Source organism: Rhodococcus sp. P-2, assembly GCF_016598535.1.
GTDB lineage: Bacteria > Actinomycetota > Actinomycetes > Mycobacteriales > Mycobacteriaceae > Rhodococcus_F > Rhodococcus_F baikonurensis.
Map to the genome: position 1 here is coordinate 5,391,048 of NZ_CP066779.1, position 25,672 is coordinate 5,416,719.

The window sequence follows — 25,672 nt, forward strand, 5'->3', positions numbered from 1 at the left end:
TCACACCGCTTTCAGGGTGTGTACCCAGTTCTCAGACGACGACCATTCGTTGGTCTGCCGTGTCGCGATCCGTCGCGAGAGTGTCGTACGCAGCGGCGATGGACGCAACGCCGCGAATGAGGTCCTCGGGAGAACGTGCGTACGGCACGCGAATGAATCGTTCGAACGCACCTTCGACGCCGAAACGGGGGCCGGCGGCCAGGAGTACACCGAAGTTGGGTGCCACCGCAGCCAACGCCGTCGAGACGGGCGCGGACATTCGCATCCAGACCGACATTCCGCCGGAGCCGATGGTGGGACGCCAGTCGGGCAGATGCTCTGCCACTGCACCGAGAAGCACCGCACGCTGTTCTCGCAGAACTTCGCGACGCTGTTCGAGCAACGAGCGGTCGTCGGCGAGCAAGTAGGCGGCTGCCAATTGATCCATGACGGGAGTACCGAGGTCGACCGCGGCACGCGCCCCCACCAACTGGGTGATGAGTGCGGCATCGGCGCGAATCCAACCGACACGTAGCCCGCCCCACAGGGACTTCGCCGTCGAACCGAGCGTCACCACTTCGGTTTTCGCCGCGCCTCGCCCATGTGACGCGACCGGTGCCGGCGGTGGTGCGTCGAGCCACAGGTCTACCATCGTCTCGTCGACGACCAGAGTCATTCGCGTTTCATGCGCAATCTTCGCAAGCTCTGCGCGACCGGAAGAGTCCATGCAGAGGCCGGTCGGGTTGTGAAAGTCGGGGATCAGGTAGGCCATTCTCGCAGCGGTTTGCCTTGCTGCACTTCGAATCCCGTCCAGATCCCAGGCTCCGGCCGCCGCGAACTCCGGCCGGACCGGAACCGGCACGGGCCGAGCGCCGTTTCGCCGAATCGCTTCCAGCGCATTGGGATACGTCGGGTGATCGACCAGCACCCGCTCGCCTGGTGAGGTGAGCACCGACAGCAACAACCGAAGCGCGTGCTGCGCACCCGAGGTCACCATGATCTGTTCGGCAGTGGTGGGCAAGCCCCGCGCCGTGTAGCGCTGCGCGATCACGTCACGCAAGTCGGCAATCCCGACCGGTTCCATCCCGTGCGTGGGCAGGAAGTTCGGAAGTTCCTGCAGCGCAGACGCATACGCAAGTTCGACCTGGGCGGCGGGAGCTGCCATCGCTGCGTAACTGAGATCGACGACGGGTCCACTCGGCCCCGGTTGGTGGGAGCGGAACATCAACCCGTTCGGCCGCGCGCCGGCGGGCAACGCCACGGTGCTTCGTGAACCCTGCCGGCTGATCAGATACCCCTCGTCTCGTAGGACCGAGTACGAGGACGTGATCGTGGTTCGACTGAGTTCGAGCACCGTCGCAAGTTCACGCTCACTCGGCAGTGCGACCCCCAGCGGAACGCGACCGTCGTGCACGAGCAGGCGGATACCGTCGGCAAGCGCACGGTACGCGGGCCTGCGTCCGGACTCTTCCTGCCAGGACCCCAGATCGCGCGCGAGCGAACGGGCACCGAGAACTCGAGTCATCATGCAGTCCAGTATCGCCAACTTGGCTATGTAACTCAATGCCAGTCGAGTTGATCATATGTCCATGACTACCTTCGCGACCCTGATCGGCATCGGACTCTTCGTGGCACTCGTCTACTTCTTCGCACCCGCCGAAGGTGAAGGTACTTACATTCGCGTGGAGCAGTTTCGCCTGGCAGCACCCCTCGGCGGCATCTTCCACGACGCAACTCCGGACCGCGAGAACAACTCTGTCAGACCTCCATGCGATTGTGATCAGGGGGAAGAATTCACTGATCTCAGTCCAGTTGCGTAAAACTGGACTCTTTTCGCACTCAGAAAGTCTCCAGAGAGGTTTCCCTTCCCCTCGATGGCACTGCCGGCTTCCAAGAAGATTCTCTACATCGATCTCGACAACACCCTCGTCAACTTCCAGTCGGGCATCGATCGCCTGACCGACGGCGTCCGGGAGAAGTACAAGAACGGCCTCGACGAAGCGCCACACATCTTCTCTGGCATGGACCCACTCGACGGTGCCATCGACGCCTACCACCAACTGGCGCAGCAGTTCGACACCTACATCCTCTCGACGGCGCCGTGGAAGAACGCCACAGCCTGGCACGACAAGGTGCTATGGGTCCAAGAGCACCTCGGAATGGAGGAAGGCAGCGTCGCGTACAAACGTCTGATCCTCTCGCACCACAAGCACCTCAACCGAGGCGACTACCTCGTCGACGACCGCGGAGCAAACGGCGCAGATCGATTCGAGGGCGACTGGATCAAGTTCGGCAGCACCGAGTTTCCCGACTGGAAGACCGTCACCGCACACTTGTCGAAGCTGGCTTGAACACGAAATCCCCGTCCCTGCAGACAGGAACGGGGATTTCGAGGAATCGAATCAGCGGACGATCTCGCGCCGGACGATCGTCTCGTCGCGGCCGGGGCCGACACCGATGCAGGAGATGAATGCACCCGAAAGCTCTTCGAGCCGAAGCACGTAGTTCTGCGCATTCTGCGGCAGTTCCTCGAAGGTGCGAGCCTCCGAGATGTCTTCCCACCAGCCGGGCATCTCTTCGTAGATGGGCTTGGCGTGGTGAATGTCGCTCTGCGACATCGGCATTTCGTCGTGGCGGACACCGTCCACCTCGTACGCGACACAGATCGGTACCGTGTCGAGGCTGCTCAGCACGTCCAGCTTGGTGAGGAAGTAGTCGGTGATGCCGTTGACGCGCGTCGCGTAACGCGCGATGACAGCGTCGAACCATCCCGTACGACGAGCGCGTCCGGTGGTGACACCGACCTCGCCGCCCTGCTTCGCCAGGTATGCGCCGTGATCGTCGAACAGCTCCGTCGGGAACGGACCGGAACCGACACGCGTCGTGTACGCCTTCAGGATGCCGAGCACCGTGGTGATCTTGGTGGGACCGATTCCCGAACCGACCGCCGCACCACCCGAGGTGGGGTTGGACGAGGTCACGTACGGGTACGTACCGTGGTCGACGTCCAACAGAGTGCCCTGCGAACCTTCGAGCAGAACGGTCTCGCCGCGCTCGAGGGCGAGGTTGAGCTCCAGACGCGTGTCCGAGATGCGGTGCTTGAAACCCTCGGCCTGTGTGAGGACCTCGTCGACGACCTGCTGCGGGTCGAGTGCCTTGCGGTTGTAGATCTTGACCAGCACCTGGTTCTTGAATTCGAGTGCTGCTTCGACCTTCTGGGTCAGGATCTTCTCGTCCAGGACGTCCGCAGCACGGACACCGACACGGGCGATCTTGTCCTGGTAGCACGGGCCGATACCGCGGCCGGTCGTGCCGATCTTCTTCGCTCCCAGGAAGCGTTCGGTGACCTTGTCGATGGCCACGTGGTACGGCATGATCAGGTGCGCATCAGCAGAAAGCAGCAGGCGGGACGTGTCCACGCCGCGCTCTTCCAAGCCTGCCAATTCGGTCAACAACACTCCCGGGTCGACGACGACACCGTTACCGATGACGTTGTTGACGGCGGGGGTGAGGATTCCGGAAGGGATGAGGTGCAGTGCGAACTTGTCACCGTTCGGCAGAACCACGGTGTGTCCGGCGTTGTTACCGCCCTGGTATCGCACGACCCACTGAAGCTGCTCGCCCAGTAGATCTGTAGCTTTGCCCTTACCTTCGTCGCCCCACTGGGCGCCGATCAGGACGATTGCCGGCATGACGTTGTCTCCTACGGTCGACGTGCAGCAGTTGTCCCGCCGCATTGGTACTGCCTGGCTTCCGCGCACATGATGCAGCGCCGAACTGTTGCAGTGACCGAAGGAGCAGTCTAGCCCAGAGCACCAGACCAGACCTGACGGTCCAGAATTTGGCGGTGTGACCATCACGATTACGAGTCGACACGGAGACTCGCACTAAGATCGTCGGCAGTGATTCGGACGGCCATTTCGGGGAAGGGTGGCGAGGTCCCACTACCCGAGAAGAAGTCTTGATCGAGCTAGGAGTGGCTTTGACCCCTGTGGTGCTCAAATGTGGCGATTCGCCGGTTCCACTCCCCCTGGGTGAACTCACGTCGTTCACTGCCCCTGAACTTCCGGAGAAGCAGGACTTCGACGAGGCCCTGTCTCAACTGCAGGTCGTCACCGAACCGCGCTTGATCGTCGTCGGTAACGACGGCGCGTTTGCCGCGGCTTTGACACGGTTGATGCGACTGGAGCGACTCAACGTCGAACTCGCCTACGTCACCGAGAACAGGTCCGACGCAACCGACGCGTACAAACTCGCAACGGGTGCGCGAGCTGCGCGCACGGCGTTGAAAGGCACAGTCCACACCGTGCCGCTCATCCGCGACGACGCTGGAATCGCGCTGGTAGGTGCGGCAACTGTCACGGGTCCGGCCGATGCCGCAGAATTGATCGGCGAGGCCTACGTCGACGACAACAAACTGTTCTCCGGCACGGTCCCCGGCATCCGGATAGTGCCGAGTCCCAAGCTCCCCGGCATCAAGGCATCTGTGGATCGCAAGAGTCGCTGGGGCGGGCGACGCTGGCTGGAAGGCCGAGCCATTCAGCTGGGCTCGCCCGCGGCTCGTCTGGTTCGCGACGGGGTGGCCAACCCACGCGATCTCAAGCGTTCGACCTTCTACCGGCATGACAAAACTTGGTTGTTGGTCAGGTGAGAACCGGAGCAGCACGGTCGGCGGTTCGGCCGAGCCCTGTCTTCCTCGGCGTAGTTGCGATCACTGTCATCGCCGGAGTGGTCGCCTGGAACTCGACGTGGGGTTCAATCGCGGGCCGAGCGGGTGTTTTCGTTCTCGTGGTTGCAGGCTGGGTGGTCACGCTGTGCTTGCACGAGTTCGCCCATGCGTATCTGGCGTGGCGTCACGGAGACACCGATGTCGAGGCTCGTGGCTACCTGACGCTCAACCCGCTCAAGTACAGCCATCCGATGCTCTCGATCGGTCTGCCGGTGCTGTTCATCGCATTGGGCGGCATCGGACTTCCCGGCGGCGCCGTGTATCTGCGCACCGGGATGTTTCCGCCCAAGGTGCAGGCGCGAATATCGCTTGCCGGTCCGTTCACGAACGCCGTCGCCGCGGTGATTCTCCTCGTCGTCATACGTACGTACGGCTCAGCGTCCGAGCACCTGACGTTCTGGGCCGGCCTCAGCTTCCTTGCCTTCTTGCAGGTCATGGCGACGGTCTTGAACCTGCTCCCAGTCCCCGGTCTGGACGGTTACAACGCGCTGGAGCCCTATCTCGCACCCAACACACGGCACCAACTCGACCAGTTCAAGCCGTACGGACTGCTCCTGCTGGTTGCACTCTTGTTTGTCCCACAGATCAATGTCGTCTTCTTCGACGCGATCTACTGGATCTTCGAATTGAGCGGTGTGTCCGACTACTACGCCATGCTCGGTAACGCCCTCATGCGTTTTTGGACGTGATCGAGTGCGCTGGAGGAGACTCGTGAGAGTCTGACATTTCAGACATTCATTCTTCTTCAGGGGAGCATCGATGATTGCGACGTCATTTCAGTCCGGCGGAGTGGAGTACACCCTCACGCGGGCCGAGATTCGACACGTGGAAGCACTGATCGACTTGCTCGCCGACGACCCGATCGGCAGCACTCGGGAGACGACCAACCCCGAAGCCCGAACGATCTACGAGGACGCGTTCAAGCGAATCGACGAAGATCCGGCTCAACTCCTCGTCACCGTTCTGGTCGGCGACGCGGTAATCGGCACCATGCAATTGACCTTCATTCCGGGTATGAGCCGAATGGGGGCGACACGACTGCAGATCGAAGCTGTTCGCGTCCACGAGGATTACCGGAGCAAGGGCATCGGCAGTTCGATGATCCGCTGGGCCTGCGAAGAAGGCGCCCGGCGCGGCGCTTTCCTGGCGCAGCTCACCTCGGATCAAACTCGCAAGGAAGCTCACGACTTCTACGAGCGTCTCGGATTTGTCGCCTCCCATGTCGGGTTCAAGAAGTCACTGAGCTGACGCCCAGCCAACCACCCAGACTCCCAAACGCAGGCCCGAGCACCGGGGCACGACTGTGCCCCGGTGCTCGCGTCTTCAGTTGGTTCAGTTCAGGCCGCGGTGGGTGGGCTGTTCCCGCCGATCGGCTGTTGATACGGGTCGATCGACATCGGCCGATAGAACACCGACTTCCGATCCGGGCCGATCTCCACTCTCCATTCCGTGTGGTGCAGTGTCCGGTGATGGTGGCCGCACAACAAGATCAGATTGTCGAGATCTGTTGGGCCACCGTCGTTCCAGTGAACGATATGGTGGGCGTCGCACCATCCCGATGGTGTCCCGCGCCCCGGAAACGCGCACCCGCCATCACGAACTGCCAACGCCCGCCGCTGCGGCACCGTCGCGGTTCTGGCTTCCTTACCGCGGTCGAGCGGAACACCATTCTCATCCAACAAGATCCGCGTGACCGTGCAGTCGCAGGCGAGCATCCGGGCCGTGTCGATACTGATCGGGCCCACCCAATCCGTCCACGCAAACCCCAACTCCTCAGTGGACGGCAACATATCTTTCAATGCTTTGAGGTCGGTCATGTCTTTCGCACTCGCGGTGACCGTGATGTGCGGTTTCACCCCACCTTCGATCGGACCCAACCCCGCCCGCTCATACCGGCGCAACATTTCGCAGAACCCGTCCGCCCGTCGTAATGCCGGCGTGCGGGTGTCTTTGACGCCGTCCTTCTCCGGTGTCGGAGCCGACAGGCTCGACAGCAACGTGATCAACCGCGCCCCGTTGATCGCATCCACATCACCCTTCACCGTGACCCGCCCGTACAGGCCTTTCGAGGCGTAGAACTCGTTACGTTCGGAATCCTCGCCGACCGGAACTCCGTCCTCGCGCTTGCCGTACTGCTTCTCGATCCGCCGGATCGCCGCCCGCACCGCATCACAATCCGCGATGTTCTTCGACGCCAATCCCAACAGGATCCCGCGCGCCTTGTCCACATCGGCCGGGGTCATGTTCTTCGGCGGATGCTGACAAAACGACGCCACCTGCCGGGCCTTCAACGCATCCACGTCACCCCGATGAAACGCATCGCCCACCACGGGTTCGAGCATCAACAACCGCGCCAACCCGACCAGCAGACTGCACTCACCGATCTCCAGATTCGTCGACCCGTGCAACCACTGCGCGATCGCCCGAAAACCCTTCCCACCGAGAACCTCACGGGAAAACATCTCCACGATCAGCAACACCAACCGTGACTGCAACTCGTGCCGGACACGCACCAGATCCAGAACCTCACCCTTGAGGTCCTCACCATCCAGCTGCCACGCTTCCCGACTGGCCATACCGAAAGTTTAATCGAACATACTTTCGATAACCAGAGACATAACGGACAACTTCAAGAAGGCCCACAGCTCGAGAGCTGTTGAAATGCATCGCTATTCGCGCTGACGTCCACGCGATTCGTTGACAGAGACTCGCAACTCGCCGAGCGGCACTTCACGCCCCGACTCACTGCGGACCTCGACGCGAACGGGCTCACCGGTAGCGTCGTCCGCCACCGCCAGCGGTCCACCCTTTCCGCCGTGCAGGTACTTGTCACCCCACTGCATCAGCGCAAGAACCGCCGGCAGCAAGTCACGACCCTTCTCGGTGAGCACGTACTCGTGCCGCGTCCGCTTTCCAGGCTCCTTGTACGGCACACGCTCGAAGAGGCCCGCCTCCGTGAGCTCCTTCAGCCTCGCCGACGCCACCGCCTCGGTAATGCCGACCCGCGACGCGAAGTCGTCGAAACGAGTTGTGCCGTAGTAGGCCTCTCGCAAAATCAGCATGGCGGAGCGAGTGCCGACCACTTCCATGGCCCGCCCGATCGAACAGTGCGTGGCCCGCCAGGCGTCGCGATCTTCGAGCACCCCGGTCAGTCGTACAGCGTCCATGAGTTTCACAATACCCCCTGGCTTGCCATAACCATAGCCAGAGTCTAGATTGCTGACTATGGAACTTCATAGCCAGCCGGTGCGGACCGGACCCCTTCTCGCGATACTGTCGGGGGCGCCGTTCGTCGCCAGCCTCGACCTCTTTGTGGTCAACGTGGCCTTCGGCGACATCGCCAAGAGCTACCCGGGTCACTCGCTCGGTGAGTTCAGTTGGATCCTCAACAGCTACGCGATCGTCTACGCCGCGCTGTTGATCCCCCTCGGACGCTGGGCGGACAGGATCGGACACAAACGCGCCTTCATCGCCGGTCTCGCACTGTTCACCCTCGCCAGCGCCGCCTGCGCCTTCAGTCCGTCACTGTGGGCGCTGGTGGCTTTCCGCATCGTCCAGGCGGTCGGCGCCGCGGCGCTCACCCCGGCCAGCCTCGGCCTCCTGATCAGTGCCCTCCCGGCTGCGAAACGTCAATCCGGCGTGCGCATCTGGGCGGCGGCCGGTGCGGCTGCCGCGGCATTCGGCCCCGTCGTGGGCGGCATTCTCGTCGAGGCGTCGTGGCGCTGGGTCTTCCTGATCAACGTTCCGGTGGGGATCGTGTTGCTCTACTTGGCAGTCCGACTCGTACCGGACACGACCCACAAGGACCCCGATGCCGGGATCGACGTCGTCGGCGCTGCCCTGCTCACAGTCGGAGTCGGCTCCCTTGCACTGGCACTCGTGCAAGGACCTGACTGGGGGTGGACCGACAGTCGCGTTCTGATCGCCTTCGCGGTGGCCGCCGTGACACTACTCTCGTTCTGGTGGAGCAACTCTCGTCACCGAACTCCGTTGATTGCTCCGGATCTTCTGAAGATCCGCTCATTTGCCTGGTCCAACGTCACCGCCATTCTGTTCAGCGCAGCGTTCGCCGCCGGCCTGCTCTCGAACATCCTCTGGCTGCAAGAAGTTTGGGGATACTCGGCATTGCGTACCGGCTTCGCCGTCTCACCGGGTCCGCTTCTGGTTCCGCTGTTCGCCATCGCCGGTGGATCGCTTTCGCGCAAGTACTCGGCCGGTCGCGTCGCCGCACTCGGCAGCCTTCTGTGGGCCGTCGGAACGGTATTGGTCCTCGTCTCGGTCGATACGACGCCCAACTACGCGACCGGACTTCTTCCAGGCTGGATCATCGCCGGGATCGGTGTCGGTCTTGCCCTGCCGACCATTCTGTCGCAGGCCACGGCGGATCTGGCACCGGCTCGATCGGCCACCGGTAGTGCAATCGTCAGCATGAGCCGACAGATCGGAACCGTTCTCGGCGTGAGCGTTCTGATCGCGGTTCTCGGCTCTGCTGTCGACTACGACACCTTCCGCCAGGCCTGGTGGGTGATCTTCGCCGTCGCGCTCGCGTCTGCTCTGGCATCGCTGGGAATGACACCTGCGACCACACCCACCCCAGTTGTCCCTGCTGAATCCGCCGTCCCTGAAAGGAATTTGTCATGAGAGACGCAGTTATCGTCGAAGCCGTTCGCACTCCGATCGGCAAGGGAAAGGCGAACGGCGCCCTGCACGGCATCAACGCCGTCGACCTCCTCGCCCACAGCCTCACAGCGGTAGTCGAACGCACCGGAATCGATGCAGCGCTGATCGACGACGTCATCGGTGGTGCGGTAAGCCAAGTCGGTGAACAGAGCCAGAATGTCACTCGCACTGCTCTTCTCGCCGCCGGCTACCCCGAGTCGGTGCCGGGAACCACCGTCGACCGCCAGTGTGGAAGTAGCCAACAAGCAGTTCATTTTGCCGCTCAGGGCGTTATTGCCGGTGCATACGACATCGTTGTCGCGGCCGGAGTCGAGTCCATGAGCCGAGTGCCGATGGGCTCGAGCAGCATCGGGCGCGAATCGCTCGGCGTGGGTTTCGAAGAGCGCTATCCGGACGGTCTGGTACCGCAGGGCATCAGCGCCGAATTGATCGCCGCCAAGTGGGGACTGAGCCGCACCCAACTCGACGAGTTCTCGGCGTCGAGTCATCGGAAAGCCGCGCTGGCAACCGAAAGTGGGTACTTCACCAAGGAACTCGCAACTCTCCCGCAGCTGTCGGTCGACGAGGCCATCCGCCCCGGCACCACCGTCGAGACCCTTGCCGGCCTACGGACCGCCTTCGAGTCCGACTATTACGCACAGCGATTCCCACAGATCGACTGGTCCATCACCGCAGGCAACAGCAGCCCCCTTTCGGACGGCAGTTCGGCGGTGATGATCACGACCAGTGAAATCGCCGCGAAACTCGGACTCACCCCGAAGGCACGGTTGCACAGTTTCGCGGTCGCGGGCGACGATCCGCTGTACATGCTCACCGCGGTCATCCCCGCTACGCAGAAGGTCCTGGCCCGTGCGGGTTTGACGGTCTCGGACATCGATCTGTTCGAGGTCAACGAAGCCTTTGCCCCAGTGGTCCTCTCGTGGGCAGCAGACACCGGCGTCGACCTGTCCAAGGTGAACGTCCACGGCGGTGCCATCGCGCTCGGCCACCCACTAGGCGGCAGTGGAACGCGGATCATGACCACCCTGGTCAACGCCATGGAACAGCGCGGCGCGCGCTACGGACTCCAGACCATGTGCGAGGCAGGCGGGTTGGCCAACGCGACCATCCTGGAACGCTTGGGCTGAGCACTCTCCCCGATGGACGGCATTCCGACATCAGTGACCGAGTGCCGTCCATTCGGGGTCCGGCTTGCGCGCAACGACCCGGAACACGATTCCACCCCGTCCGGTGCGCTGCACCTCGTCGATCAGGAAACCGGCGTTTTCGAGGTATCCAATCGGTTCGCGGGTGAGATGATCGGCACCGAACCGAACAAAAAGCGGTTCGACAACCTTCATCAATGTACGAGCCACAATGTTCTTGCTCGGTCCGTGCTCGGCGAGAACGAATCGACCGCCGGGCACCAGGACTCGAAACGCTTCGCTCGCAACTCGGTCCGGATCGGGGATCGTACAAAAGGCGTAGGTGGAGACCAATGTGTCCACGCACTCGTCGGGAACATCGAGTGCTTGCACGTCTCCGAGTCGTAGGTCGACTTCGGTCTTCACTCCCTCGGAGACCTTGAGCCTGGCCTGATCGAGCATCGCAGTCGAGATGTCCACGCCGATGACGTAATCGACGTCGTCCCCGTAGAGCGGCAGGTTCAGTCCGGTTCCCACGGCGATCTCGACCACGCGGCCATGCGCCTGGTCCACAGCCCATTTCCGGGCGTCACCGAGCACAAAACGTTCGAAGCGCCCGATCTGTCGGTCGTAGTGCGCCGCCATTGCGTCGAAAGTCTTGGCGACCTGTGCAGTGTCTGGTTCACGCATAGTGCCCCGTTTCGATCGATCTTCTGTGCAGTCTTACACGCGAGCACCGGGTCGGGAAGACCTTTCGTGACGAAGGGCAACCGGCCGAGCGAGGTCGTCCGTGACGGATGCCCCCGGTATCGTTCCAGGTGACCTGACCTCACCTACGACGATCATGGATAGAGACCTCGTGCGATCAAGTAACTGCGTCACCGGTTCGGTCCGGCCACCTTTTCTCACTGATTCCACGGGAGGTCTGTGATGGCCGGCGGACTGTTCGCTCTGCTCGACGACGTCGCGGCCCTGGCTCGCATGGCCGCGGCCTCGATCGACGACGTTGCTGCCGCAACCGGTAAGGCGACGGCCAAAGCTGCAGGTGTCGTGATCGACGACGCAGCCGTCACCCCGCAGTACGTCCGTGGACTCGCGGCCGAGCGCGAACTACCGATCATCAAGCGCATCGCCATCGGATCGCTGCGCAACAAGCTGCTGATCATCCTGCCGATCGCTCTGCTGCTCAGTCAGTTCCTTCCCTGGCTCCTGACGCCGCTGTTGATGGTCGGTGGCTGCTACCTCAGCTATGAAGCAGTGCACAAGATCTGGGGTGCGATATTCGGCCACGGTGATCACCACGAAACGGCCGACGAGCACCCTCGCGACGAAGAGGCCGTGGTTTCGGGTGCCGTCCGCACCGACCTGATCTTGTCCGCCGAGATCATGGTGATCGCACTCAACACCATCGCAGGTGAAGGCTTCTGGAGCCGGTTGGTGATCCTTGCCGTCGTGGCGGTTGTCATCACCGTGGTCGTCTACGGCGTCGTCGGACTGATCGTGAAGATGGACGACATCGGCTTGAGAATCGCCGAGACGTCGTCGGGTTTCACCCACAAGGTCGGCCGTGGACTGGTTCGCGGTATGCCTCACGTGATGTCGGTGCTCTCGGTGGTGGGTACTGCCGCGATGCTGTGGGTCGGTGGCCACATCCTGTTGGTCGGCATCGACGAACTGGGCTTCCACCCGCTGTACGACGCCGTTCATCACGGAGAAGAAGCAGTCAGTGACATCGCCGGAGTCGGTGGCGTACTGGCGTGGATCGTCAACACCCTTGCCTCGGCAGCGCTGGGTCTGGTGGTTGGCGCCATCATCGTCGCAGCTCAACTCGGTATCACCCGCCTGTTCGCAAAGCGTTCTGCGACGGCCTGATCGCCTACCTGTGGCGGAGCACCATCTGCTCCGCCACAGTTCGCATCCCTTCACGCAACGACGAGGGTGCGAGCAGCTCGACGTCGGCTCCCAGCCCGATCAACTGTGAGAGCGCGACGGCTTCGCTCTCGAGTTTCAGCCAAGCGCCCACCCATCCGTCGTCGTCCTCGGGTCCCACTTCGACAGCAGCCGCAAGCTCGCCCACCACATCGGGGAGCCGGCGCCTGCCCTCTGGTGACAACCGCACCTGGCAGTCGAAACGAAGCAGCGACCGGTCGAACTCGGCCATCGACGCAGCCCACCACGACGGCAGATCGAAATCCACCGGCCGGGTGAACGAATCATCTTCTACCACCGTATTTTTGATGCGGCAGACTCGAAACGACAGCGTTCGACCGTTCATCCCCGCCACCAGATACCAAACGCCGGCTTTGATGACCAGCCCCAGCGGTTCGACCGTCCGCTCGCGATCGCGGTAGACGAAGCGCAGTCGACGCGAGACCAGCACAGCGGATGTTATGAGCGGAAGCGCAGAGATGTCGTCGACGCCGCCGAACCAGCCCGGGACGTCCACCAGGATTCGGTCCTGCCACAAGCGCGCACTCTCGCGCAGCGGACCGGGCAGGGTGCGGAGTAGTTTGGCCCCTGCCGAACCGACGGCGTCGGATCGCCCGAGGTCCGCAGCGATGGACGGTACGCCCAACAGCATGAGTGCCGACGTCTCGTCGTCCGTCATGCCGGACAGCTTGGACTGCCAACCGTCGAGCAGATGGATGCCGCCGCCAGGACCGCTCTCGGTCCAGATCGGCACACCGGCAGCCGACAACGAGGCCACGTCGCGGTAGATCGTCCGCACCGATACACCGAACTCGTCGGCCAATTGATCTGCGACGACGCCAGGGCTGCCCTGCAAACGCAACATGAGTTGGAGCAGTCGCGCGGATCTCATGGTGCGAACATTACCGAGAATCACTGACAGAAGTTGTCAGGAATAGGGGTGCACAATGACCGTCATGGTCACCTGGAAGCAATTCTCCGAAGAAGTTCCCACCCTTGCCGACGCGGTTCAAGCGCGGTTCACAGCCCACAAGCATCACGTCCTCGCAACGCTGCGCAAGGACGGTTCCCCGCGGGTCAGCGGCACCGAAGTCGCAATCCTCGACGGACGGTTGGTGCTCGGTTCGATGTTCGGCGCTCTCAAGGCGAAGGACCTCGTCCGTGACGGGCGCTACGCCCTCCACAGCAATCCCGGCGAGCACACGATGGAAGGCGGCGATGCGAAGATCGCCGGAATTGCACGCGAGGTGACCGGCGACGAGTTCGAAGCCGTTCTGGAAAGCTACACCTACGAGGTTCCGAAACCCCTGCACCTCTTTGTCCTCGATATCGACGAGGTGGTGCACACGACCGTCGACGGGGAACACATGTACGTCGACCTCTGGAAGCCGGGCAAGGAGATCACCCGCTTCACCAAGTGACGTTCTTCTCGCAATGCTCGCCGTTGGCACACGATTCCACCTGGACAGTGGCGTGGGAAAGACCGTGACTTTCGAGGACGGTGCGCGCGGATTCCAGAACGTTCGACGAATTCGCGTCACTGGTCAGGTGGACCGTCGCGACATCCATCCCGGTAGTGAGCGTCCAGACGTGCAGGTCGTGGACACCCATCACGCTCGGCAGTGCGGCCAGGTCGGCCTCGACAGCTTCGACGTCGACGTCGGCGGGCGACGCCTGCGTCAGAATGCGAAGCGATGCTGCAGCCAGTTTGATCGCACGCGGCACCACCCACAGCGAGATGAGAACACCGACGACGACGTCCGCCCACGTCCAGTTGAACACCAGGACAAGGCCACCGGCGATCAGAACGCCGACGCTACCGACCGCGTCGGCAAGCACTTCGAGGTACGCGCCACGCACCGCGAGGCTGTCCTTGGAATCGCCGCGCAGCATCAGCATCACAACGATGTTCGCGGCCAGACCGGCGGCAGCAGTGATGATCAGGGCGCCGCCGGGAATCTCGGGTTCGTTTCCGATCCGGCCGATTGCCTCGTAGAAGACCCAGGCCGCAACGGCCAGCAGCATCACCGCGTTGGCCATGGCGGTCAACACCTCGGCGCGGTGCCAACCGAAAGTCCTGGCAGCGGTGGTGCTGCCCTTCTTCGCGAGCAACAACGCTGTCAGTCCCATGGCCATACCCACCACGTCGGTGAGCATGTGACCGGCGTCGGCGAGCAGAGCCAACGAGTTGATCAGGATGCCGACCGTGGCTTCGAGCACGAGGAATGCAACGAGAATCGCAAGCGCGATCGCCATTTTCCTGATGCGTTGCGGTGACGGTCCTACGCCGACCGAATCTGCTGCCGAGTGGCCATGTGAATGACCGTGCCCTGCTCCCATTTGTCCTGTTCCCTCCCAAGTCCTCCTCAGAGCATATGCATACATTCGCATACATACAATGAGTTGCTCAGTGAGCGGGAAACGGCAGAGGTCAGTGATCCGGCTCGTACGCGGGATGAGGCACAGTGGGCGGCAGAGTGGCGATCGACGAGATGCGCTTCATGCCTGCTACCTGCAAGAGGTCGACGACCAGCGAGCGAATCTGGGCGAACACCACGGTCGAGGACAGTCCTGCGTTCTCGACTATCGCCGGTTTCAGCTCCTTTGCGACCGAGCGCAGGACGCGCGCTGCTTCGGCCTGATCAGGCTGCTCCCCCGGCTCCGCCAGGATCATCTCCTTCAGAACTTCGACGGCTTTCGACAAGCGCTCCACCTGAGCTACCAGACGCGGATCGAGGATCTCGTCGTCCCTGACCAACGTCAACGAACGACGCGCGAGCACTCGAATGTTGCGCATCGCGTTGTCGATGGGATCGGCTGTCGCCATGAGCCTTTCGAGGCGCGGTCGACTGTTCCAGTACAGCGGGGAGATTCGGCTGATCTCGCGCCCGCCGAGAAGGTTGCTGCGCAAACCGTCGATGGCACCTTGAGTTGCGCGCGCCTTCTGCAGCGCCTTCACGATCGGGTCAGGGTCGTTCGCGACAAGCCCGTCTGCCACCAATTGCAGTACCTCGGAAGCGGTTCCGAGAATCGATGCAGCATCCTTGCGTGCGCGTCGTACCGGGTGGGTGGGGATGATCGCGACCACAGCGATGCCCACCAGGCCACCGACCAGGGCATCGATCATGCGATCGGGTCCGCCACTGCCGCCCGGCGGGATCAGCGTCGCCACCAGCACCGCCGAGTTTCCCGCCTGCATGGAGAAAATCGGTCCGCTGTTCAGAAGCACCGCCACGGACATCGCCAGAACAACGACCAAACTGATCTGCCAGGGCCCGCTCCCGATGCCGGAGATGATCAGGTCACCGATTCCGATACCGACCGTGACTCCCGCAACCAACTCGAACGAGCGTCGGAGTCGGGCGCCCAACGACAGACCGAGCGAGACCACGGCGGCAATCGGCGCGAAGAACGGCGCATGGTGCCCGATCACCGTGGTGGCAACCCACCACGCCAATCCGGCCGCCAAGGCACATTGAATGATCGGTAGCGCCGACGTTTGAAGCCGACGCACCGATTTGCGAGCCCGGTCCTTGATACCGGCCCGGCTCGGACGGAAACTGCTAACCGAGGCCAAGCGCTTCGGCGGCGTTGGGATCGCAGTCTTCGAGCAGATCGAGGCAACGCGCGTACTCGTCGGCTTCACCGATCGTCTTCGCGGCCTTGGCCAGGACAGCGACGCAACGCAGGAAGCCACGGTTCGGTTCATGGCTGTACGGCACGGGACCGAAACCCTTCCAACCGTTTCGACGCAGTTGGTCCAGTCCGCGGTGGTAGCCGGTACGCGCGTAGGCGTAGGCCGTGATGGTTTCGCCCTTGTCCAGGGCAGCCTCGGCGAGGTAGGCCCACGCGATGGAGGCAGTGGGATGGTCGGCCGCGACCTGGGCCGGGTCAGCGTGGTTGAGCAGTGCCGATTCCGCTTCGTCGTCGCCGGGAAGCAGGGTGGGCTTGGGTCCGAGCAGGTCACCGAATTGGGTCATGCGCTCATTGTGCCCGCTACGCCTTTCTGCCACAGGACCGCCTCGCCGACGGTCGGAGTTATGCAGGCTACATACCGGTCGTTACCCTGACATGGTCATTGCTGCATAAGACCGAAGGGTTACCCGTGCCGGACTCGAAAGACGACAACTCGACAAAGAGCGCAGCCCCGAAGGGTGCGCCCGAGAAGTCGGCCCCGACCGAACCTGCGACTGTGGCGATCCAGAAGGCAGACAAGAACTCGAAGGCCGGCAAGGATTCGAAGGCAGACGGCGACGCCAAGGCCGCTAGTGCGCCAACGGTCGCGATCCCCACGGCAACTCAGGCTCCCACGGCAACTCAGGCTCCCACGGCAACTCCGGCACCCACAGCAGCCCCGACACCCCAGCCGAAACCGGAGCCCGCCACCGTCGCGATTCCGAAAGCCTCGCGGCCGACACCACCGCCCCGGCAAGCTCCGACCCCACCACCGGCGCCGCAGCGCGCCGCGCCTCAACCGCCGCAGCGCGCCGCGCCTCAACGTGTTGGTGTCGCAGCGACCCAACCTCCGGCCCAGCCGATGCCGACTCGCATCGAGCCCGCCGCGCCGGAGAAGACCAAGCGCAGCGGCAAGGGCTGGTACATCGCGGCAGCAGCTGCCGGCGTGGCCGTCCTCGCGGCAATCGGCGTCGCCGTATTCGTCTCGTCCAACAGCGGTAGCGGTGAAAGCTCACCCGAAGCCCAGGTCCAGACCGCCATCTCGACGTACGTCGACGCTCTGCAGACCGGCGATCTGGCAACGCTGCGAACGTCGACCTGTGGGGCGTTGGGCGAGTACTACCGCACCATTCCCGACACGGCGTTCGCTCAGGTCCACGACAATGCCGTCGCGCAGAAGACGATCCCGCAGGTCGGGGCTGTCGACGCGGTTCGCATCACCGACGACACCGCGATCGCTCAGGTCCAGGCAAGTTTGCCGAGCACGGGCGAGCAGTCATGGCGCACATTCGACCTCGAGCGCCAGGACGGCACGTGGAAGGTCTGCGATCCCAGCAAGTAAGTACCTGAACAGACAATAAGTACCTGAACAGACAATGCGCGCCGGCGAGAATTTCGCCGGCGCGCATTTTGTTCTGTGTAGCTCAGTTGTGAAGCCGATCAGCCTGCCGAGACCGAGCGTCCGGCCGACTTCAGGTCGTTGCACGCCTCGACGACGCGAGCCGTCATGCCTGCTTCGGCCTTCTTGAGGTAGCTGCGCGGGTCGTATGCCTTCTTGTTTCCGACCTCGCCGTCGACCTTGAGGACGCCGTCGTAGTTGGTGAAGAAGTGTCCTGCGATCGGACGGGAGAACGCGTACTGGGTGTCGGTGTCGACGTTCATCTTGACGACGCCGAAGTTCAGCGAGTCCTCGATCTCCGACTTCAGCGATCCCGATCCACCGTGGAAGACGAAGTCGAAGGGCTGCGAACCGGAAGCCAGGCCGAGCTTGGCAGCGGCGACCTTCTGGCCCTCTTCGAGAACCTCGGGCTTGAGCTTGACGTTGCCCGGCTTGTAGACGCCGTGGACGTTGCCGAAGGTGGCAGCGAGCAGGTACTTGCCCTGGTCACCGATGCCCAGAGCGTCGACCGTCTTCTCGAAGTCCTCGCTCGAGGTGTAGAGCTTGTCGTTGATCTCGGCCTCGACGCCGTCTTCTTCGCCGCCGACGACACCGATCTCGACCTCGAGGATGATGCGTGCAGCCTTCGAGAGGGCGAGCAGTTCCTTGGCGATGGCCAGGTTCTCGTCGATCGGGATAGCCGAGCCGTCCCACATGTGCGACTGGAACAGCGGGTTACGACCGGCGTCGACGCGCTCCTGCGAGATCGCGAGCAGCGGACGCACGTAGGTGTCCAGCTTGTCCTTCGGGCAGTGGTCGGTGTGCAGCGCGATGGTGACGTCGTACTTTGCGGCGATCACGTGTGCGAACTCGGCGAGCGCAACAGCGCCGGTGACCATGTCCTTGACGCCCAAACCGGAACCGAACTCGGCGCCGCCCGTCGAGAACTGGATGATGCCGTCACTGCCGGCGTCCGCGAAGCCCTTGATGGCTGCGTTGATGGATTCGGAGCCGACACAGTTGATGGCGGGGAAGGCAAAGGAATGCTCCTTGGCCCGACCAAGCATCTCGGCATAGACCTCGGGAGTTGCGATAGGCACGGCGGGAGTCCTCCATATACGTGTCGTTCGGAGCGCTCGGCGATGTGAAAGCGCTTCGTGTGGTCCTAGCAGTATGGCAAGTCCGACTCGTCACGTCTCTTTGCGGTCTCGGCCGCCACACAAGCCCGGTATCAGTCACCGCCGCCGACGCGATGACCTGCGGTGGTGGGAAACACTCAGATTCGGCCGGTACTCTGGCCCCCGTGAATGTGCAGGCAGCAACTGAATCCGTGACGAACCTGGCCTTGCTGCCCGGCTTCCTCGATCCCGTGAACCTCTTGAATTCCTTCGGAACGTGGGTTCTGGTGGGATTGCTTCTGGTGGTCTTCATCGAATCCGGCCTGCTGTTTCCGCTCTTGCCCGGCGATTCGCTCCTCTTCACCGCGGGGCTGATCGCGGCTTCCAAGTCCACCGAGATCGAACCGTTCGCACCTCTGTGGGTGCTCTTGGTGACCATTCCGATCGCCGCGATTCTGGGCGACCAAGTCGGGTTCTACATAGGCGCCAAGGGCGGAACTGCCCTGTTCAAGACGGACGACGCGCGGTTCTTCAAGAAGAAGTACATCGACGAGTCGCACGCCTTCTTCGAAAAGCACGGCCCGATCACCATTATCCTGGCTCGGTTCGTGCCGATCGTGCGTACTTTTGCACCGGTGGTCGCCGGTGCTTCGAAGATGAAGTACTCACTGTTCCTGACCTACAACATCGTCGGCGGCATCCTGTGGGGTGCCGGCGTGACTTTGCTCGGCTACCTCCTGGGGCAGATCGAATTCATCCGCGACAATGTCGACTACATCTTCATCTTGATCGTCCTGGTGTCGGTTCTGCCGATCGTCTTCGAAATCGGAAAGCGAATTCTGGCGTCGAGACGTGGTGAAACGGCGAATACTTCCACTACGGACAATTCGACGGTGACAGTCCCCGAAGACCCCACCCCCTGATTGCAGAACGAGGCGAAGAACTGACCACGATGACGCTCGCATCCGGCAGTTTCTCCCCACTCGAGACTGCCGGGCCTCTGTTGGTCTGGATCATCGTCGTCACGTTCGTCTTCATCGAGTGCGCGATCATCCTCGGATTGTTTCTGCCCGGTGATTCGCTACTGATCACAGCCGGAATCGTGCTTGCCGGTCACGAATCCGGTGCAGGCCACGTATGGGCACTGTCGGTGGGCGCGATGATTGCCGCCATTGCCGGTAACCAAGTCGGGTACGTCATCGGCCACCGAACCGGCAATCACATCAAAGCCCGCAAGGGCGGCAAGTACTTCACCGAGAAGAATTTGCACCGCGTCAACATCTTGTTGGAAAAACACGGGTTCTGGGCGGTCCTGATCGCCCGCTGGGTTCCGTGGGTGCGCACCCTGTGCCCGATGGTCGCCGGCGCAGCCAAGATGAACCACACGCGCTACACCATCGCGAGCACCATCGGCGCGATCATCTGGGCGCCGGTGCTCTTGCTGCTCGGTTTCTACGGTGGCTCGTTCCTCGATCGCGTTCCGTGGTTGCTACCCGCCGTGCTGATCGTGATGATGGTCAGCTTGGTCATCGGTACCGCGTTGGGTATCTGGCAGTACCGCAAGGAGATGGCCCGCCCCGCCGAAGACGTCGAGGTCGAAGAAGTCCTCGACTAGAAGCGCACGGCTCAGTGCACGTGGCTCCGGTCCCACGCCGGTAGCGGGTCCTCGTAGCGCGTCCAGGCCCGCGGCCCTTCGCGTAGTTCGTCATCGGTCAGCAGGGCTGGGTCGAGGATTCGTGACGGCGCCGTCGGGTCGAGTTTCACTCCGATGAACACGATCTCCTGCCCCGGTACCTCCGCTGCCGACGCCCACAGTTGAGCCGGTTCGATGACGAGGTTGGGGCCTGCCTGCGACCAGATCGCGGCGAACTCGGGCCGACTCGCGATCCAGCAGAAGCCTTTGCTTCGCAAGAGGCCCGCGAACTGACCGAGCGCAGCCTCGAGTCGCGCAGGATGAAAGGGGCGCGAGGCGCGATACGTGACGCTACGTATTCCGTATTCCTCGGTTTCCGGAGTGTGCCCACCGGCCAGTTCCTCGTCCCAACCGGGTACTTGCACAGCCAGTTCCGGGTTGTAGAGACCGGTTTCGAGGACGCGATCGAGGGTGACTTTGCCGTGGTCGGTGCGAATCAGTTGCGCGGTGGGGTTGAGCCTGCGAAGCGTTGCCTCGACGGTTCCCGCCGCCCGCTGGCTCACCAGGTCGGTTTTGTTCAGCAAGATGACGTCGGCGAACTCCACCTGATCGACCAGGAGATCGGAGATGCTGCGTCCGTCCCCCTCCCCGGCTTCGAGGTTGCGCTCGTCCAGTCGTTCGCCTTTTGCCAGCTCGCCGAGGAAGGTCGACGCGTCCACCACGGTCACCATCGTGTCGAGCTTCGCGAGCGAGCCGAGGCTGAAGCCGTCCTCGAATTCCCAGTCGAAGGTGGCTGCCACCGGCATCGGTTCGGAGATGCCGGTGGATTCGATCACCAACTGATCGAATCGCCCCTCTCGGGCCAGAGCGCCGACGGCGTCGATCAGATCCTCACGCAGCGTGCAGCAGATGCATCCGTTGGTCAGCTCGACCAACTTCTCCTCGGTGCGATCGAGGTGGCCCTGGCCTGCGACCAGGGCCGCGTCGATGTTGATCTCGCTCATGTCGTTGACGATGACGGCGACCCGCCGACCGTCGCGATTGGCGAGGATGTGGTTGAGGAGTGTGGTCTTGCCTACGCCCAGAAATCCGGACAGCACGGTTACCGGTAGCTGCTTCATTCCTTAATGATAACCATTGTCATTATCAACAACGGGAAGCGGGCCTACTGCACTGCGGACGCACTACCCGAGAACTGGCTCTCGGGCCTCGGCAAACCGAAATGATCGCGAAGCGTCGTACCCGAGTATTCGGTCCGGAACAAACCGCGATCCTGCAGGATCGGAACCACACGCTCGGTGAAGACCTCGAGCCCACCCGGGTAGTACGGCGGCATGACGTTGAATCCGTCAGCAGCACCGCTGGTGAACCACTCCTCGACAGTGTCGGCCACCTGCTCGGCGGTTCCGGCAAATACCCGATGTCCGCGCGCACCCGCCAAACGATGAAGCAGACCCCGAACCGTCGGACGCTCACGCTCGACAATGCCGGCGATCACCTGCAATCTGCTTTGCTTGTTGTCGGTGACATCACCTGCCGCCGCGAACAATTCGACAGGAACCGGAGCATCCAGTTCCAGATTCCGAACATCGGTTCCGGTGAGTGCACCGAGCTGCGCGAGCCCGTACTCCGGCGAAGTCAACTCGTTGAACTCGCGCTCGAGTGCCTTGGCCTGCTCTTCGGTGTCACCGATGAACGGGCTGATTCCGGGCAGGATCTTGACGTGATCGGGGTTGCGCCCGAACTGAGCGGCCCTCGACTTGATGTCGGTGTAGAACGCCTGAGCATCGGAAAGTCTCTGGTGCGCTGTGAAAATCGCCTCCGCGTACTGACCGGCAAACGCGCGACCGTCGTTGGACGCACCGGCCTGTACCAGCACCGGGTATCCCTGCGGCGTTCGCGGTGCGTTGAACGGTCCCCGCACCCGAAGATGCCGGCCGACGTAATTGATCTCGTGAATCTTGCTTCTGTCCGCGTAAATTCCGTTCTCCCGGTCCAGACTGATCGCGTCGTCCTCCCAGCTGTCCCACAAGCGCACCACCGCGTCGACGAATTCCCGTGCACGCGAGTACCGGTCACCGTGGTCCGGATGCTTGGCCAGGCCGAAGTTGGCTGCTGCCAGGTCGGTGCCGGTGGTGACGATGTTCCACCCCGCGCGTCCGTTGGAGATGTGGTCGAGCGAGGCGAACAGCCGAGCCAGGTTGTACGGCTCGTAGTACGTCGTCGACGCCGTCGCGATCAAACCGATCCGCTCGGTCGCCACTGCGATGGCTGTCAACAAGGTGATCGGCTCCAACGTCCCCGCTGGACCGTGCTCGACGTCGCTGCGCAACGCGGGACCGTCGGCGAAGAAGATTCCGTCGAACTTCGCTGCCTCAGCGGTGCGCGCGATCTCCTGGAAATAGGTGACGTCGAACAGTCGTTCCGGGGTTGTCCACGGATGACGCCATGCCGCTTCGTGATGGCCGGCGGGGTGGATGAACGCGTTGAGGCTCAGTTGGCGCGGAGAATCAGACATGCCTGAATGCTGGCAACTGCCGCCGCCGTCCGACAGGGTTAGGGTTCGCGTGATTCCAACTCAGGGTGGGCAGCTCGGTATCGTCACAAGGGTGAGCCGTGTAGTCGTAGCCGAGTTCGTACCGTCCGAGGACTCGGCACCTGTTCTTCGGCAATGGTGTGAGGTGTTCTCCGAAGGTCAACGCCGGCTCTCCGGAACTGCGCCGACAGCGGCCGCCTTGGCGGACATGATCGAGGCCGAAGGCGATTCGATCGATGTGTGGCGTTGGATCGCACGCGACGCCGACACCGACGAGGTTCTCGGTATCGCCCAGGCACGACGAAATTCAGCCGAAGCCGATCTCGCAGAGTTTCGGATGTACGTGACGCCCCATTCGCAGCGACGAGGAGTAGGACGAGCGCTGTCCGAACTCGTCGAGGTCGATATCACCGGGTTCGGCGTGCGGAGAATCAGGGTCACCGCGCTCGTGGGAAGTGCGGCCGAACACTTCCTGCACAAGTTCGACGGCCATCGTGTGCTGCTTCGACTGGCCAACCAGGTGCAGCACCTCAGCTCTCCCACTGCAGAAAGCGATCGCCCCGGCTATCGAATCGTCAGTTGGCGCAACCGAACCCCCGACGAGCTTGTCCACTCCTTCGCGGAGGCATTGAATCGACTTCTCGACGCACCGGGCGCCGAACTGCAGATGCCCGAACGTAATTGGGGAGCCGACGAGGTCAGATCCTGGGAACAGAAGATGACGGGTGGCTCTCAGGTACTCCTGGTGTGCTGCGCGGTCGACGGCGTCGGCGAATTGGCCGCAGCGACAGTAGTGACGGTGGACGAGCACGACTGCACCCACGCTTCGCAGCACGACACCGTGGTACTTCCCCAACACCGCGGGCATGGCCTCGCTCAGTGGGTCAAGGAGCAACAAGCGGCTGTGTTGGCAGCTGAATTTCCTTTGCTGCAAAAGATTCACACGACGGTGAACACGGAAAATCACCCGATGCTGACTGTCAATCGGAGCCTGGGATATCAGACTGTTGCGGAGCGGATCCTGGTGGAGATCAGGAGAGTCGAGAGTGCGTCGCACAAGCCTCGGTGACGATCGTCCTCCACAGGCCCGGGTGCGACTGCCAGAAGTTGTGCGCGGCACCGTCGACGACCTCGAAACTACCGTTCGGCACCAGCGCGGCCAGTTGCTGCAACGGCCACGACGGGCGAATGTCGTCGGCTGCCGCGAGAAATGTCATGGGCACGGGTGAGTCGGCCAACTGCCGAAACAGCTTTGGTTCATGAATCCATTCGACGAACGATTCTTGAAGCGATTGCCAGACAACAGGTTCCCAAGGTATCTGCGGGTCCGGCTCGATCCCCGCTTCGTACTGCTTCGACCAGGTCCGGTCCTTGTGGAGGCCGTGCCCCGCGATTCCGACGACGCCGGACACCGATTCCGGACAGTCGAGTGCGTACCGCACTGCCAAGTCGGATCCCCACGAGTGCCCCAGCACGACCCAGCTGTCGATCTCGAAGGTGCGCCGGACCAGTTCGAGGTCCGCAACCGCCTGCGTCATCGAATGAGCGCCGCCACCGGACCGGCCGACTCCGCGCGGCTCAGGGCACCACGCGCGCATTCCTTCAGGGACCAGCTCGTCCTGAGCAAGATAGTGAACGCATCCCGGGCCGCCGGAGAGAACCAGAACGTCCGACCCCGACCCACCGACGTCGATGTGAAGACGAACGCCGTCGGTGTCGATCACGTGCCGGGATTCCATGACGGAAAAGCCTAGCGCTTACGCGGGTATCCAGCCGCCGAGACGACAAATGCCGCTTCCATGAGCATCCACCCACCCACCTGCACCGAGAGGTCTCGCTCGGGGACGCTCGACGAGCGCACCGTTCCAGCTGCGAAGGTGGCGATGTCGCCGGACAGACTCGGCAACTGAGCATCCTTGGTCCAGTCGTGCCCGAACAGCGGCAGACCTTCGATCTGCAGTCTGTTGTTCCAGGCGGCTTCCGCGGAGGACAGAACGATCTGCGCTGCGAGTTCGCGCGCTCGTAGGTCCTCGTGCGTCTCCCAGGACAGGTTCACCACCACGAAGGCGAGGTAGCGGGCCAGGATTGCGTTGAACAATCCACCGTCGCCTCCGCCGCCGCCCGTGATGACTCCGTACTCGGTCATGCCGTCGTACACGGCGTCGACGAGTTTGTGGACTCGCTCGCGGTGACGCGGCTCGCCCAATCGCGTCGACAACTCGGTTTCCAACCCCAGCGTGACGCCTTGACAGTACGAGTAGATCGCGCGCTCGAGGGTGCCGTCGCGGCGGATACCGTCGAAGATCAGTCCGGAGTCCGGATCCCGCAGCGTCTCGTCGATCCAGTCGGCCGTTGCTTGCGCACGCCAGAGTTTTCCGGTGCGCGCCAGCATGATTCCGGCAGGTCCGTTTGCCGGGGTGTTGTAGAAGTCGGAACCTTTGCACCACGGAATGCCGCCGCCGTCGGCCGGGGACCACGAATCGAAGAGTTGCGATTCGAGCGCCTGGACCGCGGTCCGGTGATCGACCGAGAACATGCGTTGAGCACGTTCGAGCGAGAGGCCCAGCCACGCCATGTCGTCGTAGTAGTTGTTGGTCCACGCCGAGACGTTGCGGACCCGCACACTGCGGGCAACCTTCGCCACCCGGCGACGACGCTTGGGCGTCGGGTCACGTTCGAGTGCGTCGATTGCAGTATCGAGCAGGTGCGCCTGCCACCAGTAGTGCCAGGGCTTGAACATCCGCTCGCGCCGAACTGCAGGCCAGGCAACCACGCCGAGTGCTGTCCGGGGCATCCCCCACAGGCGCCGAAGGTGACGACTGACTATCGCGCCCTCAGCCGCATCGGCCCGCTCTGCCCACACTTCCTGCATAACTACCTATCCTGTCTGG

At 62.8% G+C, this 25,672-nt stretch carries 27 protein-coding genes; 13 read left to right on the forward strand and 14 right to left on the reverse strand.

Annotated features, from left to right (window positions below; all coding sequences use genetic code 11):
- Positions 1-31 precede the first annotated feature (31 nt).
- Positions 32-1,507, reverse strand: coding sequence for a MocR-like transcription factor YczR (yczR, locus tag I7X09_RS25080; RefSeq protein WP_050655050.1), 1,476 nt, complete (start codon positions 1,505-1,507; stop codon positions 32-34).
- Between the two features lie 61 nt (positions 1,508-1,568).
- Here yczR and I7X09_RS25085 point away from each other — a divergent pair, with 61 nt between their 5' ends.
- On the forward strand, positions 1,569-1,799 hold the full coding sequence (locus I7X09_RS25085) for a hypothetical protein (RefSeq protein ID WP_095972496.1): 231 nt from the start codon (positions 1,569-1,571) through the stop codon (positions 1,797-1,799).
- Between the two features lie 60 nt (positions 1,800-1,859).
- Positions 1,860-2,330, forward strand: a complete 471-nt coding sequence (locus I7X09_RS25090; protein ID WP_200318077.1) for a 5' nucleotidase, NT5C type — start codon at positions 1,860-1,862, stop codon at positions 2,328-2,330.
- A 51-nt stretch (positions 2,331-2,381) separates the two neighbouring features.
- Here the strand turns inward: I7X09_RS25090 and I7X09_RS25095 are convergent, their stop codons facing one another.
- A complete protein-coding gene (locus tag I7X09_RS25095; protein ID WP_095972424.1) occupies positions 2,382-3,671 on the reverse strand; it encodes an adenylosuccinate synthase in 1,290 nt (429 codons plus the stop codon).
- Positions 3,672-3,955: 284 nt separating this feature from the next.
- Here I7X09_RS25095 and I7X09_RS25100 point away from each other — a divergent pair, with 284 nt between their 5' ends.
- The 3 genes from I7X09_RS25100 (at position 3,956) to I7X09_RS25110 (ending at position 5,956) form a co-directional block, all read left to right on the forward strand.
- Positions 3,956-4,630, forward strand: a complete 675-nt coding sequence (locus I7X09_RS25100) for a hypothetical protein (RefSeq protein WP_200314202.1) — start codon at positions 3,956-3,958, stop codon at positions 4,628-4,630.
- Entirely contained in the window at positions 4,627-5,397 is a 771-nt protein-coding gene (locus tag I7X09_RS25105; RefSeq protein ID WP_200314204.1) for a site-2 protease family protein, read from the forward strand. The genes I7X09_RS25100 and I7X09_RS25105 overlap by 4 nt, the downstream gene beginning before the upstream one ends.
- 70 nt (positions 5,398-5,467) lie before the next feature.
- Positions 5,468-5,956 carry a GNAT family N-acetyltransferase gene (locus tag I7X09_RS25110; RefSeq protein WP_007726792.1) on the forward strand — a complete coding sequence of 163 codons (489 nt, stop codon included), beginning with the start codon at positions 5,468-5,470 and terminating at the stop codon, positions 5,954-5,956.
- Between the two features lie 89 nt (positions 5,957-6,045).
- Here I7X09_RS25110 and I7X09_RS25115 read toward each other — a convergent pair whose 3' ends face one another.
- A complete protein-coding gene (locus I7X09_RS25115) occupies positions 6,046-7,284 on the reverse strand; it encodes an HNH endonuclease signature motif containing protein (protein WP_200314206.1) in 1,239 nt (412 codons plus the stop codon).
- A gap of 93 nt (positions 7,285-7,377) precedes the next feature.
- The gene (locus I7X09_RS25120) at positions 7,378-7,875 is read right to left on the reverse strand and encodes a winged helix-turn-helix transcriptional regulator (protein ID WP_095972428.1); all 498 of its coding nucleotides are present in this window, start codon (positions 7,873-7,875) and stop codon (positions 7,378-7,380) included.
- A 58-nt stretch (positions 7,876-7,933) separates the two neighbouring features.
- Between I7X09_RS25120 and I7X09_RS25125 the strand changes: the two genes are divergently transcribed.
- Positions 7,934-9,349, forward strand: a complete 1,416-nt coding sequence (locus I7X09_RS25125) for an MFS transporter (RefSeq protein WP_166810609.1) — start codon at positions 7,934-7,936, stop codon at positions 9,347-9,349.
- Positions 9,346-10,515, forward strand: a complete 1,170-nt coding sequence (locus tag I7X09_RS25130) for a thiolase family protein (protein ID WP_200314208.1) — start codon at positions 9,346-9,348, stop codon at positions 10,513-10,515. The genes I7X09_RS25125 and I7X09_RS25130 overlap by 4 nt, the downstream gene beginning before the upstream one ends.
- A 30-nt stretch (positions 10,516-10,545) precedes the next feature.
- Here I7X09_RS25130 and I7X09_RS25135 read toward each other — a convergent pair whose 3' ends face one another.
- Positions 10,546-11,202 (reverse strand): class I SAM-dependent methyltransferase, encoded by a 657-nt coding sequence (locus I7X09_RS25135; RefSeq protein ID WP_124567306.1) that lies wholly within the window; start codon positions 11,200-11,202, stop codon positions 10,546-10,548.
- A gap of 240 nt (positions 11,203-11,442) precedes the next feature.
- Between I7X09_RS25135 and I7X09_RS25140 the strand changes: the two genes are divergently transcribed.
- The gene (locus I7X09_RS25140; RefSeq protein WP_124567307.1) at positions 11,443-12,384 is read left to right on the forward strand and encodes a DUF808 domain-containing protein; all 942 of its coding nucleotides are present in this window, start codon (positions 11,443-11,445) and stop codon (positions 12,382-12,384) included.
- 4 nt (positions 12,385-12,388) lie between these two features.
- Here I7X09_RS25140 and I7X09_RS25145 read toward each other — a convergent pair whose 3' ends face one another.
- Entirely contained in the window at positions 12,389-13,333 is a 945-nt protein-coding gene (locus tag I7X09_RS25145; RefSeq protein ID WP_200314210.1) for a helix-turn-helix transcriptional regulator, read from the reverse strand.
- Between the two features lie 64 nt (positions 13,334-13,397).
- Here I7X09_RS25145 and I7X09_RS25150 point away from each other — a divergent pair, with 64 nt between their 5' ends.
- Positions 13,398-13,862 carry a pyridoxamine 5'-phosphate oxidase family protein gene (locus I7X09_RS25150; protein ID WP_200318078.1) on the forward strand — a complete coding sequence of 155 codons (465 nt, stop codon included), beginning with the start codon at positions 13,398-13,400 and terminating at the stop codon, positions 13,860-13,862.
- On the opposite strand, the gene I7X09_RS25155 is transcribed toward I7X09_RS25150, so the two are convergent.
- From I7X09_RS25155 to I7X09_RS25165, 3 genes are all read right to left on the reverse strand, one after another.
- The gene (locus I7X09_RS25155) at positions 13,852-14,781 is read right to left on the reverse strand and encodes a cation diffusion facilitator family transporter (protein ID WP_124567309.1); all 930 of its coding nucleotides are present in this window, start codon (positions 14,779-14,781) and stop codon (positions 13,852-13,854) included. The genes I7X09_RS25150 and I7X09_RS25155 overlap by 11 nt on opposite strands.
- A 91-nt stretch (positions 14,782-14,872) precedes the next feature.
- Positions 14,873-16,018: an FUSC family protein gene (locus tag I7X09_RS25160; RefSeq protein WP_124567310.1), complete on the reverse strand. Its 1,146-nt coding sequence runs from the start codon at positions 16,016-16,018 to the stop codon at positions 14,873-14,875.
- The gene (locus I7X09_RS25165) at positions 16,005-16,421 is read right to left on the reverse strand and encodes a DUF3151 domain-containing protein (RefSeq protein WP_003944361.1); all 417 of its coding nucleotides are present in this window, start codon (positions 16,419-16,421) and stop codon (positions 16,005-16,007) included. Before I7X09_RS25165 ends, I7X09_RS25160 begins: the two co-directional genes overlap by 14 nt.
- A 125-nt stretch (positions 16,422-16,546) precedes the next feature.
- Here I7X09_RS25165 and I7X09_RS25170 point away from each other — a divergent pair, with 125 nt between their 5' ends.
- On the forward strand, positions 16,547-17,458 hold the full coding sequence (locus I7X09_RS25170; RefSeq protein WP_200314212.1) for an Rv0361 family membrane protein: 912 nt from the start codon (positions 16,547-16,549) through the stop codon (positions 17,456-17,458).
- A 98-nt stretch (positions 17,459-17,556) separates the two neighbouring features.
- On the opposite strand, the gene fbaA is transcribed toward I7X09_RS25170, so the two are convergent.
- Complete coding sequence (gene fbaA / locus I7X09_RS25175) at positions 17,557-18,594, reverse strand: class II fructose-bisphosphate aldolase (protein WP_095972438.1); 1,038 nt, start codon at positions 18,592-18,594, stop codon at positions 17,557-17,559.
- A 203-nt stretch (positions 18,595-18,797) separates the two neighbouring features.
- Between fbaA and I7X09_RS25180 the strand changes: the two genes are divergently transcribed.
- Both I7X09_RS25180 and I7X09_RS25185 read left to right on the forward strand, forming a co-directional pair.
- Entirely contained in the window at positions 18,798-19,535 is a 738-nt protein-coding gene (locus I7X09_RS25180; RefSeq protein WP_003944390.1) for a VTT domain-containing protein, read from the forward strand.
- Between the two features lie 29 nt (positions 19,536-19,564).
- Complete coding sequence (locus I7X09_RS25185) at positions 19,565-20,227, forward strand: DedA family protein (RefSeq protein WP_003944306.1); 663 nt, start codon at positions 19,565-19,567, stop codon at positions 20,225-20,227.
- Between the two features lie 11 nt (positions 20,228-20,238).
- Here I7X09_RS25185 and I7X09_RS25190 read toward each other — a convergent pair whose 3' ends face one another.
- Together I7X09_RS25190 and I7X09_RS25195 are read right to left on the reverse strand one after the other, a co-directional pair.
- On the reverse strand, positions 20,239-21,366 hold the full coding sequence (locus I7X09_RS25190) for a GTP-binding protein (protein WP_200314214.1): 1,128 nt from the start codon (positions 21,364-21,366) through the stop codon (positions 20,239-20,241).
- A gap of 44 nt (positions 21,367-21,410) precedes the next feature.
- Entirely contained in the window at positions 21,411-22,763 is a 1,353-nt protein-coding gene (locus tag I7X09_RS25195) for an LLM class flavin-dependent oxidoreductase (RefSeq protein WP_200314216.1), read from the reverse strand.
- 91 nt (positions 22,764-22,854) lie between these two features.
- Here I7X09_RS25195 and I7X09_RS25200 point away from each other — a divergent pair, with 91 nt between their 5' ends.
- The gene (locus I7X09_RS25200; RefSeq protein ID WP_234036707.1) at positions 22,855-23,850 is read left to right on the forward strand and encodes a GNAT family N-acetyltransferase; all 996 of its coding nucleotides are present in this window, start codon (positions 22,855-22,857) and stop codon (positions 23,848-23,850) included.
- On the opposite strand, the gene I7X09_RS25205 is transcribed toward I7X09_RS25200, so the two are convergent.
- Together I7X09_RS25205 and I7X09_RS25210 are read right to left on the reverse strand one after the other, a co-directional pair.
- Positions 23,813-24,520, reverse strand: coding sequence for an alpha/beta fold hydrolase (locus tag I7X09_RS25205; RefSeq protein ID WP_200314219.1), 708 nt, complete (start codon positions 24,518-24,520; stop codon positions 23,813-23,815). The two genes, I7X09_RS25200 and I7X09_RS25205, sit on opposite strands and share 38 nt — an antisense overlap.
- Positions 24,521-24,531: 11 nt before the next feature.
- On the reverse strand, positions 24,532-25,653 hold the full coding sequence (locus tag I7X09_RS25210) for a glycoside hydrolase family 76 protein (RefSeq protein WP_003944321.1): 1,122 nt from the start codon (positions 25,651-25,653) through the stop codon (positions 24,532-24,534).
- Positions 25,654-25,672: the final 19 nt, after the last annotated feature.